Source organism: Streptomyces sp. NPDC006691 (assembly GCF_042869955.1).
In the GTDB taxonomy this organism is placed as follows: domain Bacteria; phylum Actinomycetota; class Actinomycetes; order Streptomycetales; family Streptomycetaceae; genus Streptomyces.
In genome coordinates, this window is sequence record NZ_JBIAGW010000009.1 from 262,991 (window position 1) to 280,673 (window position 17,683).

Sequence of the window (17,683 nt, forward strand, 5' to 3'; positions counted from 1 at the left end):
AGTGGGGGCGCATCGCGGCACCGGGCCCCGGTGCCGCGCTCGACGTGCTCGACGAGTGCGACGAGCCCTACGGGTGCGACGAGTGCGACGAGTGCGACGAGTGCGACGAGTGCGACGAGTGCGACGAGTGCGACGAGTTCAGAAGACAAAGACGCTGTGAAGACGAAGTTCCAGGGGGAATTCGACATGCGACCCAAACGCCCGTTGAGTGCCGAGCACCCGGGGAAGGGAACGCGCCGGAGGGTCTCGCCGGCCCTCGCCGCCCTCGGCCTGACGGCCGCGCTCGCGCTGACCGCCACCGCCTGCGGGCCCGGCGGCTCGACGGCCGACAGCAAGCCGTCGGCCTCGGCGACCGCGAGCGGCACCGGCCAGGTCCAGATCCCCAGCGATGTGCTGGACCAACTGAAGAAGCACGGGATCGACCTGGACAAGTGGAAGAACGGCGAGTGGCGGAACTGGGACCGGGCCACGTGGCTGCGTGAGGCCAAGGACTATGTGAACCCGATCATCCAGGGCCTGTGGGACCCGGACCGGATGCGCAAGGCGGACAAGCCCCCGGAGAAGACCGTCCCCAATGACATCTCCGGCGACAAGGGCATCACGGACCCGGCGCCCGCGCCCGTGAAGGCCGCCGCGGTGAAGGCCCCGTACCACCAGAACCTGCCGGAGCTGGGCAAGCTGTTCTTCGACAGCCCCGAGGGTTCGATGGTGTGCTCCGCGACGGTCGTCGAGGACCCGGCGCACCCCGGCAAGTCCAACATGGTGTGGACCGCGGGCCACTGCGTGCACGCGGGGGCCAAGGGCGGCTGGTACCGCAACATCGCCTTCGTGCCCTCGTACAACAACGCCGCCCTGCCCACGGCCCAGTTGCAGAAGGCCACCCGGCAGCAGATCGCCCCCTACGGCGTGTACTGGGCGGACTGGGCGCAGACCTCGCAGCAGTGGATCGAGGGCGGCGGCCCGACCGGCGGGCAGGGCGCGCCCTACGACTTCGCGGTGCTGCACGTGACGCCGGAGAAGGGCTCGAACGGCAAGTCCCTGGAGGAGACGGTCGGCGGGGCGCTCCCGGTCGACTTCAACGCCCCGGCCGTGCCGAAGATCAGCGCGATGTCGGCCAACGGCTTCCCGGCGGCGCCTCCCTACGACGGCCAGAAGCTGTTCCAGTGCAAGGACAAGCCGGGCCGGCTCTCGCTCGCCGCGAGCCTGCCCACGATGTACCGCATCGGCTGCACCATGACCGGCGGCTCCTCCGGCGGCGGCTGGATCGCCACGGGTTCGGACGGCAAGCCCTCGCTCGTCTCCAACACCTCGATCGGCCCGGTCACCGCGGGCTGGCTGGCCGGCCCGCGCCTGGGCAAGGAGGCCAAGGGCGTCTACGACTCGGTGAGCACCAAGTACGCCGGGCGTTAGCGCTGTGCGGGGGTCCTGTTAACGCCGGGGCCCCCGTTCGTCCCGTCCCCGCCGAGCAGGCATAGTAGGGCCCGCGGTGGGCGGCCCGGGAACCGGTCCGCCCACCGCCATGACAAGTACATGGCAACACCTGCCCGTAGGGGCAGGCACATCAGGGGGAATCGTTCTCATGCGATCCATACGTCCGCTGCTCGCCGCCTCCGGCCTGGCCGCGGCCCTCGCACTGACCGCCACCGCGTGCGGCCCGGGCGGCGACGGCGCGGACAGCAAACCGTCCGCCTCCGGCTCCGCCCGGGCGGGCGGCGAATCCACGAGCCCGTCCAACCTCGCCGACGCCCTCAAGAAGCACGGCGTCGACCTGGACAAGTACAAGAACGGCGGCTGGCGGAACTGGGACAGGAGCACCTGGCTGCGCGACGCCAAGGACTTCGTCAACCCGGTCATCGACGGCCTGTGGAAGCCCGACCGGATGAAGTCCGCCAAGGACCCGCAGAAGACCATGGCCGCCGGTGACGCGAGCGGCGGCACCGGCATCTCCGACCCGGAGCCCGCGCCCGTCCGGGCCGTCCAGGAGAAGCTGCCCTACCACAACTACGCGGCCCCGGTCGGCAAGGTCTTCTTCGACTCCCCCCAGGGCCCCATGGTCTGCTCGGGCACCGTCGTCAAGGACCCCGCCCACCCCGGCAGGTCCAACCTGGTATGGACCGCCGGCCACTGCGTCCACCAGGGCGGCTCCGGTGGCTGGTACCGCAACATCGCCTTCGTGCCCTCCTACAACGACCAGGGCAGGTCGGCGGCGGCGCTCAACAACGCCCAGCCCCAGCAGATCGCGCCCTACGGCGTCTTCTGGGCCGACTGGGCCTCCACCTCCGGCGAGTGGATCAAGGACGGCGGTCCGACCGGCGGCACCGGCGCACCCTACGACTACGCGGTCCTCCACGTGAAGGCGGAGAACGGCGCCAAGTCCCTGGAGGAGACCGTCGGCAACGCCCTGACCGTCAACTTCTCCGCCCCCAGGGCGCACTCCGTCGCCTCCATGGGCGCCTGGGGCTACCCGGCCGCGCCCCCGTACGACGGCCTCCAGATGTTCAAGTGCGTCGACCGCCCCGGCCAGCTCTCCCTCAGCCCCGGCACGCCCGCGATGTACCGCATCGGCTGCACCATGACCGGCGGCTCCTCCGGCGGCGGCTGGTTCATGAACGGCCCCGACGGCAAGGCCCAGCTGGTCTCCAACACCTCGATCGGCCCGGTCACTTCGGGCTGGCTGGCCGGCCCCCAGCTCGGCGCCGGCGCGAAGGCCCTCTTCGACTCGATGAGCGCGAAGTACGGCGGCCGGTAACCCCCACCGCGGGCAACCGCACACGGCACGAGGCCCGCCCCTCATCAGAAAGGGGCGGGCCTCGTGTCCCGCACTACCGCCTTGCCTGCGCTCAGTGCGCGGCCGGCACATAGGGGGCGAGCTCCGCGGCGAGCACCTCGTGCACCCGCGCCTTGAGCACGGTGCCCTCCGCGACGTGCTCCTCGGAGATCACCTCGCCCTCGGCGTGCGCCCGGGCGACCAACTGCCCGTGCGTATAGGGCACCAGCGCCTCGATCTCGATCTGCGGACGCGGCAGTTCGGCGTCGATGAGCGCCAGCAGCTCCTCGATGCCCTCCCCGGTACGCGCCGAGACCGCGATCGAATGCCGCTCGATCCGCAGCAGCCGCTGAAGGACCAACGGGTCCGCCGCGTCCGCCTTGTTGATCACGACGATCTCCGGCACGTCCACCGCGCCCACGTCACGGATCACCTCGCGCACGGCCGCCAGCTGCTCCTCCGGGTCGGGATGCGCGCCGTCCACCACGTGCAGGATCAGGTCGGAGTCGCCGACCTCCTCCATCGTGGAGCGGAACGCCTCGACCAGGTGGTGCGGCAGGTGCCGGACGAACCCGACCGTGTCCGCCAGCGTGTACAGCCGCCCGCCGGGCGTCTCGGCCCGGCGCACGGTCGGGTCGAGGGTGGCGAACAGAGCGTTCTCCACCAGCACACCCGCACCCGTCAGCCGGTTGAGCAGCGAGGACTTGCCGGCGTTCGTGTACCCCGCGATCGCCACCGAGGGCACCTTGTTGCGACGCCGCTCCTGGCGCTTGATCTCGCGGCCCGTCTTCATCTCCGCGATCTCCCGGCGCATCTTCGCCATCTTCTCGCGGATCCGCCGCCGGTCCGTCTCGATCTTGGTTTCACCGGGACCACGCGTCGCCATGCCACCGCCGCCGCTGGACCCGCCGCCGCCCATCTGACGCGACAGCGACTGACCCCAGCCACGCAGCCGCGGCAGCATGTACTGCATCTGCGCCAGGGACACCTGCGCCTTGCCCTCGCGGGACTTGGCGTGCTGGGCGAAGATGTCGAGGATCAGCGCGGTCCGGTCGACCACCTTCACCTTGACGACGTCTTCCAGGTGGATCAGCTGCCCGGGACTCAGCTCACCGTCGCACACCACCGTGTCCGCGCCGGTCTCAAGAACGATGTCCCGCAGCTCCTGCGCCTTGCCGGAGCCGATGTAGGTGGCCGGGTCGGGCTTGTCACGGCGCTGGTAGACGCCGTCGAGCACCAGGGCACCCGCCGTCTCGGCGAGGGCCGCGAGCTCCGCGAGCGAGTTCTCCGCGTCCTTGAGCGTCCCCGTGGTCCAGACGCCGACCAGCACCACGCGCTCCAGGCGCAGCTGCCGGTACTCGACCTCGGTGACGTCTTCGAGCTCGGTGGAGAGGCCCGCCACGCGCCGCAGGGCGGCACGCTCGGAGCGGTCCAGCTGTTCGCCGTCCCGCGCTCCGTCGATCTCGTGGCTCCAGGCGACGTCCTCTTCCATCAGGGCATCGGCCCGAAGGCTCTCGGTGCGGTGCGTGTCCGCGAAGCTCTGCTCGTCCTGGGAAGGGGATGAAGAGGAGGTCATTGGATCCTTTACGTCGTTGGAATTCCGGACCGGAGCCCCCAAGGGAATTCCGGCTGTGTCGGTCACAACGCGTAATGAGCCCCGATGATTCCCGGACGGAATCGGCCCCGGCAGCGCCGCCGACGACAACGATGGTCGCACGGTGCCTCCGGGGCCGTCATCCCGGTTTTCCGGCCCTCCGGGCCTTTCCCTGCCGGTACGGCCCCCCGTGACCGGCCGGCCCCCGTGACCGGTCAGGCGCGCCGAGGCGCCCGGCTGTGCCAGTCGGGGTGCCCAGGCATCGCCGGCGTCTTCTCCCCGTACAGCCACGCCCGGAAGAAGCCGGCCAGATCACGGCCCGCGACCTGCGAGGCCAGCGCGGAGAAGTCGGCCGTGGAAGCCGTCGAGTCGCGGTGGTCGCGCACCCAGCGCCGCTCAAGACGGTCGAACGCCCTCGGCCCGATCTCCTCCCGCAGCGCGTACAGGACCAGCGCACTGCCGTCGTAGACGATCGGCCGGAAGATGCCGATCTTCTGGCCCGGCGCCGCCGCCCTCGGCGCCGCCGGCGGGCCGCCCGCCGCCCGCCAGCCGTCCGACAGGGCGTAGGCGTTCTTCATCCGCTGCTCCACGGGGTGCTTGCCGAACTCCTCGGCGTACCGCGCCTCGTACCAGGTGGCGTGCCCCTCGTTCAGCCACAGGTCCGACCACGAGCGGGGCGTGACACTGTCCCCGAACCAGTGGTGGGCCAGCTCGTGCACCATCACCGAGTCGACGTACCAGGCGGGGAACTCGGGCCGTACGAACAGCGACCGCTCGAACAGCGACAGGGTCTGCGTCTCCAGCTCGAACCCGGTCTCGGCGCCCGCGATGAGCACCCCGTACGTCTCGAACGGGTACGGCCCGACCTGCCGCTCCATCCACGCGATGTGCCCGGGCGTCTTCCTCAGCCACGGCTCCAGACGGTCCCGGTCCACGGCCGGGACCACATCGCGGACCGGCAGCCCGTGCGGCCCCTCGCGGTGCAGCACCGCCGAGCGCCCGATCGACACCTGCGCCAGCTCCGTCGCCATGGGGTGGCTGCTGCGGTACGTCGACACGATCCGCCCGCCGTGGCGCTCCCGCGCGGCCGGCACCCCGTTGGCAACGACCGTCACGTCCGCGGGCGCGGACACGTGGAAGGTGAAGTACGCCTTGTCGGAGGGGTGGTCGTTGCAGGGGAACACCCGGTGGGCGGCGTCGGCCTGGTTGGCCATCACCAGACCGTCGGTGGTGCGCACCCAGCCGCCGTCCGTGGCCGCCTTCGGGTCGCTGGTGTGCCGCACGGTGATCCGCAGCCGCTCGCCGGCGCGGACGGGCTCCTGCGGAGTGATCACGAGGTCCTCGTCGGCGCTCGCGAACTCGGCGGCCCGGCCGTTGACCTCGACACCGTGCACCGTGCCCCGCGCGAAGTCGAGGTTGATCCGCTCCAGGCCGTCGGTCGCGACGGCGTCGATGGTGGTGACCGCCTCCAGGGGGGTGCTGTTGTTCCCCGGATAGGACAGCCCGATGTCGTACGCGAGGACGTCGTAGCCGGGGTTGCCCAGGTGCGGGAACAGCGGGTCCCCGATGCCCAGCGGCACCGGGGCGGGCAGCGCCGCGGCGACGACGGACGCCGCGGCGGCGGCAAGCAGCACGGCACGCAGACGGCGGGAACGGGGGCGGCGGGGGGTGAGCGGCATGGACTACCGCTACCAGCGGCAGGGACCCCCGCAGGGCCGACTCGCATGAGGGCCACCCGAACGGGGGGTTCCGGGGGGCGGGGCGGCGACGGGGGCGCGTATGGCGGCGCGGTGCCGGCGGGAGACGGCGGGAGACGGCGGGAGACGGCGGGAGACGGCGGACAGGGCTGAGGGATGGGGGCCGCGGGACGCGGAATGTCAGATGGTGCCGGGCAGATGTCAGATGGTGTGCGCCCGAATCTCAGACCGCGCCGGGCGGACGTCAGCGGATGTCAGATGATGAAAGCTGTCATCCCTCAACTGCCCGCCAATGATCGTCAGCCCGCCGCCGCCGGATGCTGCGCCCGGCTCACGTCGTACACCCCGGCCACGTCCCGCATGGCCCGCATGAGCGCGGGAAGGCCTGCCGCGTCGGGGAGTTGGAGGGTGTAGGTGTGGCGGACCCGTTGTTCGCTGGGGGGTTCCACGGTGGCCGATACGACGGCCACGTCGGCGGCGGCGATGGCCTCCGTGAGGTCGGCGAGCAGCCGCGGGCGGCCGAAGGCCTCGGCGACCAGGGTGACCCGGCATGCGGCGGCCTCTCCCCAGCGCACTTCCACGGGCGCCCGCCCCACCGCCTTCATCCGGGCGACGGCCGGACACTCCTGGCGGTGGACGGTGACGGCGGCGCCGCGGACCGAGAACCCGGTGACGGTGTCCGGCGGCACGGGGGTGCAGCAGCCGGCGAGACGGACCGTCACATCGGGCAGGTCGGTCACCGCGTTCCCGGCCGAGCGCCGGTCGGCGGGGACGTTGACCTGGGGCCGGGGGGCCGCGGCCGGGATCTTGACGCCTTCCGGGTTGACCGCGAGCCAGCCGCTGATCGCGATCCGCGCGGCCGGGGTCCTCGCGTGGTCGAGCCAGTCGGCGGAGGGCCCGGACGTGGGGTCCTGGGCGAGCAGGAGCTGCACCGTGTCCCCGTCGCGCAGGACCGTACTGAGCGTCGCCAGGCGGCCGTTGACGCGGGCGCCGATGCAGCCGTGGGCGACCGCCCCGTACTGTGCGTACGCCGCGTCCACACAGCTCGCGCCGGCCGGCAGGACGAGGGTGTGGCCGTCGGCGCAGAACACCGTGATCTCGCTGTCGCCGGCGAGCTCCTCGCGCAGCGAGGACCAGAAGGTGTCGGGGTCGGGGGCGTTCTGCTGCCAGTCCAGGAGGCGGGAGAGCCAGCCCGGCCGGGTCGGGTCCTGCCGCTCGTCGCCGTTCGGCTGCGCGCCGTCGCCGAGGCCGCCCGCGTAGGGGTTGCCGAGCGCGATGACGCCGGCCTCGGCGACCTTGTGCATCTGGTGCGTGCGGATGAGGACTTCGGCGACCTCGCCGCCCGGCCCGACGACCGCGGTGTGCAGCGACTGGTACAGGTTGAACTTGGGTGCGGCGATGAAGTCCTTGAACTCGGAGACGACCGGCGTGAAGCAGGTGTGCAGTTCGCCGAGGACCGCGTAGCAGTCGGCGTCCTCGCCGACCAGGACGAGCAGCCGGCCGAAGTCGCTGCCGCGCAGTTCGCCGCGCTTGAGCTGTACCCGGTGCACGGAGACGAAGTGCCGTGGCCGGATGAGGACTTCGGCGTTGATCCCGGCCTCGCGGAGCACCGCTCGCACCCCGTCGGCGATGCCGGTGAGGGGGTCGAGGGTGCCGGAGTTGGCCGCGATCAGCAGCCGGGTGCGTTCGTACTCGTCGGGGTGCAGGATCGCGAAGACGAGGTCCTCAAGTTCGGACTTGAGGGCCTGCACGCCCAGGCGTTCGGCGAGCGGGATCAGGACGTCCCGGGTCACCTTGGCGATCCGGGCCTGCTTCTCGGGCCGCATCACGCCGAGGGTGCGCATGTTGTGCAGCCGGTCGGCGAGTTTGATCGACATCACGCGTACGTCGTCGCCGGTGGCGACCAGCATCTTGCGGAAGGTCTCGGGTTCGGCGGCGGCCCCGTAGTCGACCTTCTCCAGTTTGGTGACGCCGTCGACGAGATAGGCGACCTCCTCGCCGAACTCGGCCCGTACCTGATCGAGCGTCACCTCGGTGTCCTCGACGGTGTCGTGGAGCAGCGAGGCGGTCAACGTCGTTGTCTCCGCGCCCAGTTCGGCGAGGATCAGGGTCACGGCGAGGGGGTGGGTGATGTAGGGCTCGCCGCTCTTGCGGAACTGGCCGCGGTGGGACGTTTCCGCGAGGACGTACGCCCGGTGCAGCACGGCCAGGTCGGCGTCGGGGTGGTGGGCCCGGTGGGCGTCGGCCACGTGCCCGATGGCGTCGGGCAGCCGGTCGCGGGAGACGGGGCCGAGCAGGGCGGCTCGGCCGAGGCGGCGGAGGTCGATCCGGGGGCGGCCGCGGCGGCGGCCGGGAGCACCAGGATGTGGGGCCTCTGCTGCACTCATGGGGGCACCTCCGGCGGCATCGACCGGTGGTGAGGGACCGGCGTGCCCCTTCGGACCGGTGCTTGATGCTACCGACCCCACCACGTGGCGCAGTCCCGCTCTCGCCGAGCGTGAACCGGATCACCCATTCGAGCGAAGGTTTCGGCCATCGCCGTTTCGAATCCGACCGGTCCGGTCAGGGCGGGGCGCCTGCCCCGCCCGGCCGGTCAGCGTGCCAGGAGCGAGGGGTCGATGACGCCCTCGGCGACGATCGCCGCGGCGCCGGTCATCTCGATCTCGCCGTCCGGGTGCTCGGTGATGACGAGCGTTCCGCCCGGAAGGTCGACGGTGTAGGTCACCGGGGTGCCGGTGAGCGCCGGGTCCGTGCCGTCCCGGCGGGCGGCGGCGACGGCGACCGCGCAGGCGCCGGTGCCGCACGACAGGGTCTCGCCCGCGCCGCGCTCGTGGACCCGCATCGCCACGTGGCGCGGGCCGCGGTCCACGACGAACTCGACGTTCACCCCGTCCGGGTAGACGCCCGCGGGGCTGAAGGGGGGCGCCGAGCGCAGGTCGCCGGCGTGGGCGAGCGCGTCCACGAACGCCACCGCGTGCGGGTTGCCCATGTTCACGTTGCGGGCGGGCCAGCTGCGGCCGTCCACGGTGACCGTGACACCGGCCTCGGGGAGCAGGGCGCGGCCCATGGAGACGGTGACGTCGCCTCCCTTGGCGACGTGTGCCTGCTTGACGCCGCCGCGCGTGGCGATGGCCAGGTCGCCCGCTTCGACGAGCCCGGCGCGCACCAGGTACCAGGCGAAGACGCGGACGCCGTTGCCGCACATTTCGGCGATCGAGCCGTCGCCGTTGCGGTAGTCCATGAACCATTCGGCCTGGTCGGCCAGGGCCTTCGCCTCGGGGTGGGCGGCGCTGCGCACCACGTGGAGCAGCCCGTCGCCGCCGATTCCGGCCCGGCGGTCGCAGAGCCGGGCGACCGCGTCGGCGGGCAGGTCGAGCGTGTTGTCCGCGTCGGGGACGATCACGAAGTCGTTCTGGGTGCCGTGGCCCTTGAGGAAGGCGATGGGTGCGGTGTTCACGCGTCAATCGTACGGGGGTGCGCCGTCGGTCGGCCGGTTCGGCCGCCCGCACCGGCTGCCGGGTCAGCGCAGCCGTGCCACGCGCCAGACGGCGAGCGTGACGAGAACCGCGGCGAGGCCCACGTACAGGGCGAGGACCCGCCAGTTGGGGCGCTCGCGCGAGCCCCGGCCGGGCAGTCCGGGCCAGGTGTGGCCGACGCGGCGGGCGGCCATCATGCCCCAGCCGGCGGCGCAGCAGCTGATGAGCAGTCCGAGCATGGCCACGACCGGTCCGCCGTCGCCGAATTCGAAGGCGAGGGGGAAGGCGAACATGAGCGAGCCGAGGGCGGCGAGCATGACGATGGGGGCGAGCTGCCAGATTCTCAGGCGGCGCTGGGGGCGCAGTTCGACCTCGACCTCGCCGCCGTCGGGGACCGCTCCGACGGAGCCGTCCTCCGGGCCGTCCGGGCTCAGGCCCGAGGCGCCGAGCACCGCGGAACCCAGGGTCGGTGGCGCGCTCCCCGGAGCCCGCCCGCCGTCGGCGGCGTCATCGGCGGATTCCGCTTGTGCGGGGTGCGGCACCGGCGCATCGGGGCCCGTCGAGCCGGGGCGCGCGGTGTCCTGCCGCGATCCCTGCTCTCTGTCGCGAGGGCCGGCCTCCATCGCCACGCGCCCTCCCAACTCGGACTCCACTGGTCGATCGACGTTTGATGATGGCACGGGCAACAGCGCCGCGATGACCGGCGGGGCGTCCCGATGCCATCACGTGATCAGGCTGTGACCGCTCGTTCGACCAACGCCAGCGCCCGGCGCGGGAGTTCCGCCCGGTCCGCCATCGCTCCGCTGAGCCAGTGGACGCGCGGATCGCGCCGGAACCAGGAGTTCTGACGGCGGGCGAAGCGCTTGGTGGCGCGGACCGTTTCGGCGCGCGCCGCCTCCTCGGTGCACTCGCCGGCGAGCGCGTCGAGCACCTGCTGGTAGCCGAGGGCCCGCGACGCGGTGCGTCCCGCGCGCAGCCCGCGCTCCTCCAGGGCGCGCACCTCGTCGACGAGCCCGGCCTCCCACATCCGGTCGACGCGCAGGGCGATGCGTTCGTCGAGTTCCGGGCGGCCGACGTCCACGCCGATCTGCACGGTGTCGTAGACCGATTCGTGGGTGGGCAGGTTGGCCGTGAAGGGGCGGCCGGTGATCTCGATCACTTCGAGTGCGCGGACGATCCTGCGGCCGTTGCCGGGGAGGATCGCGCGGGCCGCTTCCGGGTCGGCGGCGGCGAGGCGGGCGTGCAGGGCGCCGGGGCCCCGCTCCGCCAGTTCGCCCTCCAGGCGGGCGCGTACGTCGGGGTCGGTGCCGGGGAATTCGAGCACGTCGATCGCGCCGCGTACGTAGAGTCCGGATCCGCCGACGAGGACGGGGGTGCGGCCCGCGGCGAGCAGCCGGTCGATCTCGGCGCGGGCGAGCTTCTGGTAGGTGGCCACGTTGGCCGGTTCCGTCACGTCCCAGATGTCGAGGAGGTGGTGCGGGATGCCGCCGCGCTCGTCGAGCGTCAGCTTGGCCGTACCGATGTCCATCCCCCGGTAGAGCTGCATGGAGTCGGCGTTGACGACCTCGCCGCCCAGTTGCTGGGCGAGGTGGACGCCCAGATCGGACTTACCGGCCGCTGTCGGGCCGACGACGGCGATGACCCGCGGTGCGGGAGCTGCGCTTCTCACCGACACAGTCTCGCAAACCTCACGGCCTCTCCCCGAACGAGCTACGTGACGGCACACGGCCGGGTTCGTTGCCTGTTGCGAGGTTCCGAACGCCGGTTTGCCGACCGGTGCCGCCGGGCGACGCAATGAGGCGCTCCGGTCGGCGCGGGATTTCGCCCACACGAGTACGTTTTGGAGTAGATATGGGCGTTTTTTCAAGGTTTCGCCGTAAGGCCGCCGAGGCTTCGACCGAGGAGGCCGCGGGGTCGACGCCGACGGCCGGGCCGGAGGCCGGGGCAGGCTCCGACGCCGCCGAAGCGCCGGCGGCCGAGGCCCGTGAGGTGTCCGAGGGCGCCGAGGAGTCCGGCGTGGCGGAGCCCGCCGGGACCGCCGCCGAGGGCGTCGAGATCCCCAAGCAGCAGTCGGCGGAGGCGGCGGCGGACAACGAGGCCGGCGAGGGCGTCCGCAAGTAGTCACCCCGCGTTCCGTTCCGCACGGAGTCACCCCGCGTCCTTCACGCACGCGCGCCGGAGGGCCGTGGAGCTGCCCGCTCCACGGCCCTCCGGCGTGTCCACGGCGGGCAGGGGCCTCACCCGGGGGGCGGGGGTGTCAGGACCAGACGCCGACGAAGTAGCCGACTCCGTAGGGCGCGTCCTCGTAGAGGAGCCGTCCGGCGAGGCCGGCATCGCGGCCCGCACCGGCCAGTACCTGCCAGGGCGCGCGTCCGGCCGCCTTCAGCTCACGCGCGAGGCCCTCGTCGAGGCCCATCAGGGTGGTGGTGTCGGCGGTGCCGAGCGCGGTCGCCGCGCTCCCGTCGAAACCGGCGGCCCGCGCGTCGAGATAGCCGGGCGCCTTGAGCGTGCGGCAGGCACTGCCGTCGCCCATGACGAGCAGGGCGACCCGGTCGGCCCGGGCCGCGAGTTCCTCCCCGGCGCCGGCGCAGGCCTCGGCTGCGAGGTCCTCGGCGACGGCGAGGGCCTCGACCGGCGCGTCCGTCCAGCCCGCGCGCTCCAGGAGCCAGGCACCCACCGCGAGCGACACCGGCAGCCGCCCGGCACCGGCCGGCCCGCCGCGGCCCAGGCGCACGGAGACGTCCACGCCGTACCCGGCGAACGAACCCTGCGCCCCCTGCCGGAACGCGCCCCCCTGCTCGGCCGGTCCGACCACGACGAGGAGGTCGGGCCGGGACGCGGCAAGGAGGCCCACGGCATCCGCGCAGGCGTCGCGGGCCGCGTCGAGTTCCGGCGCGGCACCGGCGGCCACCTCGGGGACCAGGAGAGGCGGACAGGGGCAGACAGCGGCGGCTACGAGCATGATCCGCAGCCTAGCCCCGCTCCGGCGCAGCGGCCCGGCCACCGTCACGCGTATCCGGCCCAACGACCGGTCCGGAGACGGCGATCCGGCTACGCGAATGCGGCGGACGGCGGGAATCCGGCTACGGGAACGCGGCCGGGCGACGGGCGCCCGGCCACGGGATGCGGCTACAGGACCGAGCAGCCGCCGCCCGTGGGCTCCGGCAGCGGGGCCGGAGCGCCGATCGACGGCAGACCGAGCATCACACCGGCCGGCTTCGCCGCGGGCTCCGCGTTGCGCTTCTCCCAGGCGTCCCCCGCACGGGTGCGGCGCACGCCGGTCGTCGGGCCCTCGGCGAGCAGGTGGTGCGGGGCCGCGTAGGTGATCTCGACGGTCACCACATCGCCCGGGCGCACCTCCTGGTCCGGCTTGGTGAAGTGGACCAGACGGTTGTCGGGGGCCCGTCCGGACAGCCGCTGCGTCGAACCGTCCTTGCGGCCCTCGCCCTCGGCGACCATGACCTCAAGCACCCGGCCGACCTGCTTCTTGTTCTCCTCCCAGGAGATCTCCTCCTGAAGGGCCGACAGACGCATGTAGCGGTCCTGCACGACCTCCTTGGGGATCTGCCCGTCCATCGTCGCCGCCGGCGTACCGGGGCGCTTGGAGTACTGGAAGGTGAACGCGTTCGCGAAGCGGGCCTCGCGGACCGTGTGCATGGTCTGCTCGAAGTCCTCCTCGGTCTCGCCGGGGAAGCCCACGATGATGTCGGTGGAGATCGCGGCGTGCGGAATCGCGGCCCGCACCTTCTCGATGATCCCGAGGAAACGCTCCTGCCGGTAGGAGCGGCGCATCGCCTTGAGCACCGTGTCCGAGCCCGACTGCAGCGGCATGTGCAGCTGCGGCATCACGTTCGGGGTCTCGGCCATCGCCGCGATCACGTCGTCCGTGAAGTCCCGCGGATGCGGCGAGGTGAAGCGGACCCGCTCCAGACCCTCGATGGTCCCGCAGGCGCGCAGCAGCTTGCTGAACGCCTCACGGTCACCGATGTCCGAGCCGTACGCGTTCACGTTCTGCCCCAGCAGCGTGATCTCGGAGACGCCCTCGGCGACCAGCGCCTCGATCTCGGCCAGGATGTCGCCGGGCCGGCGGTCCTTCTCCTTGCCGCGCAGCGCCGGGACGATGCAGAACGTGCACGTGTTGTTGCAGCCCACCGAGATGGACACCCAGGCCGCGTACGCGGACTCGCGCCGGGTCGGCAGCGTGGAGGGGAACGCCTCCAGGGACTCGGCGATCTCGACCTGCGCCTCCTCCTGGATGCGGGCCCGCTCCAGGAGCACCGGCAGCTTGCCGATGTTGTGCGTACCGAAGACGACGTCGACCCACGGGGCCCGCCGCACGATCGTGTCCCGGTCCTTCTGCGCCAGGCAGCCGCCCACGGCGATCTGCATGCCGGGGCGCTTCGTCTTCATCGGGGCGAGCCGGCCGAGGTTGCCGTACAGCTTGTTGTCCGCGTTCTCCCGCACCGCGCACGTGTTGAAGACGACGACATCGGCGTCGCCGTCGGCGCCCTCGGGCGCACGGACATAGCCGGCCCCTTCGAGGAGGCCGGACAGCCGCTCGGAGTCGTGGACGTTCATCTGGCACCCGTAGGTGCGCACCTCGTACGTTTTGAAACCGTCCACCGCTCCGCCTGCCACGTCGATACCGCTCACCCGTCCAGGGTAAGCGCTCCGATCAAGCGGCAAGCGCGGCGGCGACCGCGTGCGGAAGCCGCGCCGGGCACCGACCGGGTGCCCACCGGTGTTCACGGCCCGCCACCCCTGGTCCTCGCGGGCGGGGAACTGGCAGGATCCAGCCATGCTCCCCGCCCCGCCCCGGCTCAACCACCGCCGCGTCCTGACCGCGGCCGCGGCCATCGCGGCCGTTCTCGGGCTGCTCCTGTGGTGGCTGCTGCCGCTCGGCGGACGCTCCCCCGCCGGGAAGATCGACTTCAGTACGGGGGTACGCACCGGGGTCTACCAGCGCTACGGCGAACTGCTGCAACAAGCACTGGCCTCCGATCTCCCCAAGGTCCAGGTCAACCTCCGCACCAGCCAGGGCTCCCAGGAGAACCTGGCACGCCTGGCCGACGGCACCTCCGACTTCACCATCGCCACCGCCGACTCGGTCGACAAGTTCCGCAAGGACAACAAGCCCGGCGCGGACCTGCTGCGCGGCTGCGCCCGCCTGTACGACGACTACGTGCAGCTGGTGGTGCCCCAGGACTCCCCCGTACGGTCGGTGGCCGACCTGCGCGGCAAGCGGGTCGCCGTCGGGCAGGCGGGCTCCGGCGTACGGCTGCTCGCCGACCGGCTGCTGCCCGCCGCCGGACTGGACCCGGACCACGACATCACCCCCGTCCCCGCCGGGATCGACACCATGCCCGACCTGCTGCGACAGCACCGGATCGACGCGTTCTTCTGGTCCGGGGGCCTGCCGACCACGGCCGTCCTCAGACTCTCCGAGACGTACCCGATCCGGCTCGTGCCGCTCGCCGAACTGGTGTCGGCCCTGCACAAGGCGGACGGCAGCACCGGCTACTACCGGGCGGCGACGATGCCCGCCGACGCGTACCCCAAGGCCCAGCGGGGCGTTCCCGTGCCGACGATCGCCGTGGCGAACCTTCTGGTCACCACGGATCGCACGAACGCGGCACTCACCGAGGGGTTCACCCGTACCGTGATAAACAGCCGCGACCGGATCGGACGGGAAGTGCACGCGGCCCAGTTGGTGGACCTGCGCACAGCGATCTACACGGCGCCGCTGCCCCTGCACGACGGGGCACGGGACTACTACCGGTCGGTCAAGCCGTGATGGTGGTCGTGGGCCGGGTCCGGCCGACGACCGGGTAGGGACCGACGACATCTGAAATCTGTCAGTCACCGTCCCCTCTCCGCCGCTCCTCTTCCACCCCTCACTCACCCCTCACCCCTCACCCCTCCGGCTGCGTACGCGGCACCGTGACCGTCACGCTCAGGCCGTTCGGCTCGTGGTGGGCGTAGGCGATCGTTCCGCCGCCCGCCGCGAGCAGGGTGCGGGCGATGGAGAGGCCGAGGCCGGAGCCCTTGACGTTCTGGTGGCGGCCCGCGCGCCAGAAACGGTCGCCGACGCGGCCCAGTTCCTCGTCGGTGAGGCCGGGCCCGCGGTCGGTCACCGTCACGCTGACCCGAGGGCCCCCCACCCCTACGGCGACCTTGACGTCCTCGCCCTCGGGTGTGAACTTGAGCGCGTTGTCGATCACCGCGTCGAGGGCGCTGGACAGCGCCACCGGGTCCGCCCAGCCGGTCGCGGCGGCCGCGCCGTCCGCGAGCAGCCGTACGCCCTTGTCCTCGGCGAGTGGCCGCCAGGCGGCGACCCGCTCCCCCGCCAGCGCCCCGATGTCGATGAGCCGGAGGTCGGCTGCCGCGTGCTCCGCGAGGGCGAGCCCCAGCAGGTCGTCGAGTACCTGGGCCAGGCGCTTGCCCTCGGTGCGCACCGAGGCGATCTCCTCGTTGCCCTCGGGGAGTTCGAGGGCGAGGAGCTCGATGCGGAGCAGCAGCGCGGACAGCGGGTTGCGCAATTGGTGGGAGGCGTCGGCGACGAACGCGCGCTGCTGCTCCAGGACTTCCTCGACGTTGTCGGCCATCTCGTTGAACGAGTGCGCCAGTCTGCGGAGTTCGGGAGGGCCGCCGGCGGCGGCGACGCGGGAGTTCATGCGTCCGGTGGCGATGTCGTGGGTGACGGCGTCGAGGACGCGTACGGGCCTGAGCACCCAGCCGGTGAGGCGGACCGCCGCGCCGAAGGCCAGCAGCATCGCCGCCAACTCGCCCGCCCCGATGAGCAGCCAGCCGCGCAGGGTGTTGGAGCGCATGCTTCCGGTGGGCGAGTCGGTGACCACGACCGCGATGACGTCACCCTCCCGCACCACCGGCGAGGCCACGACGAGGCGGCCGCTCTGCCACGGCCAGACCTGGGCCGGGTCGTGGCTGCGACGGCCGGCGAGTGCCTCGTGGAAGGCGAGGTATCCCTGGCCCTTGGCCGGTGCCTGCCAGCCCTGGGGGGCGCTCGCCATGGCGCTGCCGTTGCGGAAGAAGACGCCGGCCTTGATCCCGTACAGGGTCGAGTAGCGCGACAGTTCCTCCTCCAGGGTGGTCAGCCGTTCCGCGCTGTTGGTGTCGTTGCCGTCGGGGGCGGTGACGAACTGGGCGAGGGCGGCGAAGCGCGCGGTGTCGTCGATGCGGTCGATGACCACCGCCTGCTGTTGTGCGTGGGCCACGCTCAGGGCGAGCGGAAAGCCGAAGGCGACCAGGACGAGGGCGAGCAGGAAGATGAGGAGCGGGAGAAGTCGGGTGCGCACCGGGCTTCTCGGGGCTCAGAGGGCGGCCGGCTCGACGAGCCGGTAGCCGACGCCGCGCACCGTCTCGATCAGTGCGGGCATGTGCAGTTTGGAGCGCAGGGACGCGACGTGCACTTCGAGGGTGCGGCCGGTCCCCTCCCAACTGGTGCGCCACACCTCGCTGATGATCTGTTCCCGGCGGAAGACGACGCCGGGGCGCTGGGCGAGGAGGGCGAGCAGGTCGAACTCCTTGCGGGTCAGCTGGACGCCCTCGCCGTCGACACTGACGCGGCGGGTGGGCAGTTCGATCTGGACGCGGCCGAAGCGCAGTGCGGTGTCGGCCGCCTCGGGCCGGGCGCCGGGCGGGGGGCGCCGGATGACGGCGTGGATGCGGGCGATGAGTTCGCCGGTGTCGTAGGGCTTGACCACGTAGTCGTCTGCGCCGAGGTTCAGCCCGTGGATACGGGAGCGGACGTCGGCGCGCGCGGTCACCATGATCACCGGGATGGAGGTGCGCTTGCGGATCTTGCCGCAGACCTCGTAGCCGTCCTGGTCGGGCAGTCCGAGGTCGAGCAGGACCACGCCGAAGGGAGGTTTGGCGCAGTGCTCGTCAGGAAGGAGCGCCTGGAGCGCCTCTTCGCCGTTGCGGGCGTGCTTCACCTCGAAGCCGTGCTTGGCGAGGACGGCGGACAGGGCGGCGGCGACGTGGTCGTCGTCCTCGACGAGCAGCAGTCTCATGGCCCCCCTCCCTGGCTGCGCCGCGGCCCGTCGCGGCCCGCGCACGAAATGTTCATCGGCATGTTCATCGGCCGCATCGCGGCACGTACCCCCGAATCCATGCCCATGGTCGCCAC

The 17,683-nt window shown here is 72.3% G+C and carries 14 protein-coding genes; 4 read left to right on the forward strand and 10 right to left on the reverse strand.

Going from position 1 to position 17,683, the window contains the following annotated elements:
* Positions 1–186 precede the first annotated feature (186 nt).
* Both ACFYNP_RS21705 and ACFYNP_RS21710 read left to right on the forward strand, forming a co-directional pair.
* Positions 187–1,410: a trypsin-like serine peptidase gene (locus ACFYNP_RS21705; RefSeq protein ID WP_388420084.1), complete on the forward strand. Its 1,224-nt coding sequence runs from the start codon at positions 187–189 to the stop codon at positions 1,408–1,410.
* Positions 1,411–1,579: 169 nt separating this feature from the next.
* Complete coding sequence (locus ACFYNP_RS21710) at positions 1,580–2,749, forward strand: trypsin-like serine peptidase (protein WP_388420086.1); 1,170 nt, start codon at positions 1,580–1,582, stop codon at positions 2,747–2,749.
* A 91-nt stretch (positions 2,750–2,840) separates the two neighbouring features.
* Here the strand turns inward: ACFYNP_RS21710 and hflX are convergent, their stop codons facing one another.
* From hflX to miaA, 6 genes are all read right to left on the reverse strand, one after another.
* Entirely contained in the window at positions 2,841–4,343 is a 1,503-nt protein-coding gene (gene hflX / locus ACFYNP_RS21715; RefSeq protein WP_388420088.1) for a GTPase HflX, read from the reverse strand.
* A gap of 233 nt (positions 4,344–4,576) precedes the next feature.
* Complete coding sequence (locus ACFYNP_RS21720; RefSeq protein WP_388787341.1) at positions 4,577–6,040, reverse strand: M1 family metallopeptidase; 1,464 nt, start codon at positions 6,038–6,040, stop codon at positions 4,577–4,579.
* A gap of 317 nt (positions 6,041–6,357) precedes the next feature.
* Entirely contained in the window at positions 6,358–8,445 is a 2,088-nt protein-coding gene (locus tag ACFYNP_RS21725) for a RelA/SpoT family protein (RefSeq protein ID WP_388420092.1), read from the reverse strand.
* Between the two features lie 206 nt (positions 8,446–8,651).
* The gene (dapF, locus tag ACFYNP_RS21730) at positions 8,652–9,515 is read right to left on the reverse strand and encodes a diaminopimelate epimerase (protein ID WP_388420094.1); all 864 of its coding nucleotides are present in this window, start codon (positions 9,513–9,515) and stop codon (positions 8,652–8,654) included.
* A gap of 63 nt (positions 9,516–9,578) precedes the next feature.
* Entirely contained in the window at positions 9,579–10,157 is a 579-nt protein-coding gene (locus ACFYNP_RS21735; protein WP_388787397.1) for a hypothetical protein, read from the reverse strand.
* 107 nt (positions 10,158–10,264) lie between these two features.
* Positions 10,265–11,203 (reverse strand): tRNA (adenosine(37)-N6)-dimethylallyltransferase MiaA, encoded by a 939-nt coding sequence (miaA, locus tag ACFYNP_RS21740; RefSeq protein WP_388420096.1) that lies wholly within the window; start codon positions 11,201–11,203, stop codon positions 10,265–10,267.
* A gap of 182 nt (positions 11,204–11,385) precedes the next feature.
* Here miaA and ACFYNP_RS21745 point away from each other — a divergent pair, with 182 nt between their 5' ends.
* Positions 11,386–11,655: a hypothetical protein gene (locus tag ACFYNP_RS21745; RefSeq protein WP_388420098.1), complete on the forward strand. Its 270-nt coding sequence runs from the start codon at positions 11,386–11,388 to the stop codon at positions 11,653–11,655.
* A gap of 136 nt (positions 11,656–11,791) precedes the next feature.
* On the opposite strand, the gene ACFYNP_RS21750 is transcribed toward ACFYNP_RS21745, so the two are convergent.
* Positions 11,792–12,496: a class III extradiol dioxygenase subunit B-like domain-containing protein gene (locus tag ACFYNP_RS21750; protein WP_388787344.1), complete on the reverse strand. Its 705-nt coding sequence runs from the start codon at positions 12,494–12,496 to the stop codon at positions 11,792–11,794.
* 167 nt (positions 12,497–12,663) lie between these two features.
* Positions 12,664–14,157 carry a tRNA (N6-isopentenyl adenosine(37)-C2)-methylthiotransferase MiaB gene (miaB, locus tag ACFYNP_RS21755; RefSeq protein WP_388420157.1) on the reverse strand — a complete coding sequence of 498 codons (1,494 nt, stop codon included), beginning with the start codon at positions 14,155–14,157 and terminating at the stop codon, positions 12,664–12,666.
* 175 nt (positions 14,158–14,332) lie between these two features.
* Between miaB and ACFYNP_RS21760 the strand changes: the two genes are divergently transcribed.
* Complete coding sequence (locus tag ACFYNP_RS21760; RefSeq protein ID WP_388787346.1) at positions 14,333–15,328, forward strand: TAXI family TRAP transporter solute-binding subunit; 996 nt, start codon at positions 14,333–14,335, stop codon at positions 15,326–15,328.
* A gap of 118 nt (positions 15,329–15,446) precedes the next feature.
* On the opposite strand, the gene ACFYNP_RS21765 is transcribed toward ACFYNP_RS21760, so the two are convergent.
* The gene (locus ACFYNP_RS21765) at positions 15,447–16,850 is read right to left on the reverse strand and encodes a sensor histidine kinase (RefSeq protein WP_388420104.1); all 1,404 of its coding nucleotides are present in this window, start codon (positions 16,848–16,850) and stop codon (positions 15,447–15,449) included.
* A 15-nt stretch (positions 16,851–16,865) separates the two neighbouring features.
* A complete protein-coding gene (locus tag ACFYNP_RS21770) occupies positions 16,866–17,567 on the reverse strand; it encodes a response regulator transcription factor (protein WP_388420106.1) in 702 nt (233 codons plus the stop codon).
* Positions 17,568–17,683: the final 116 nt, after the last annotated feature.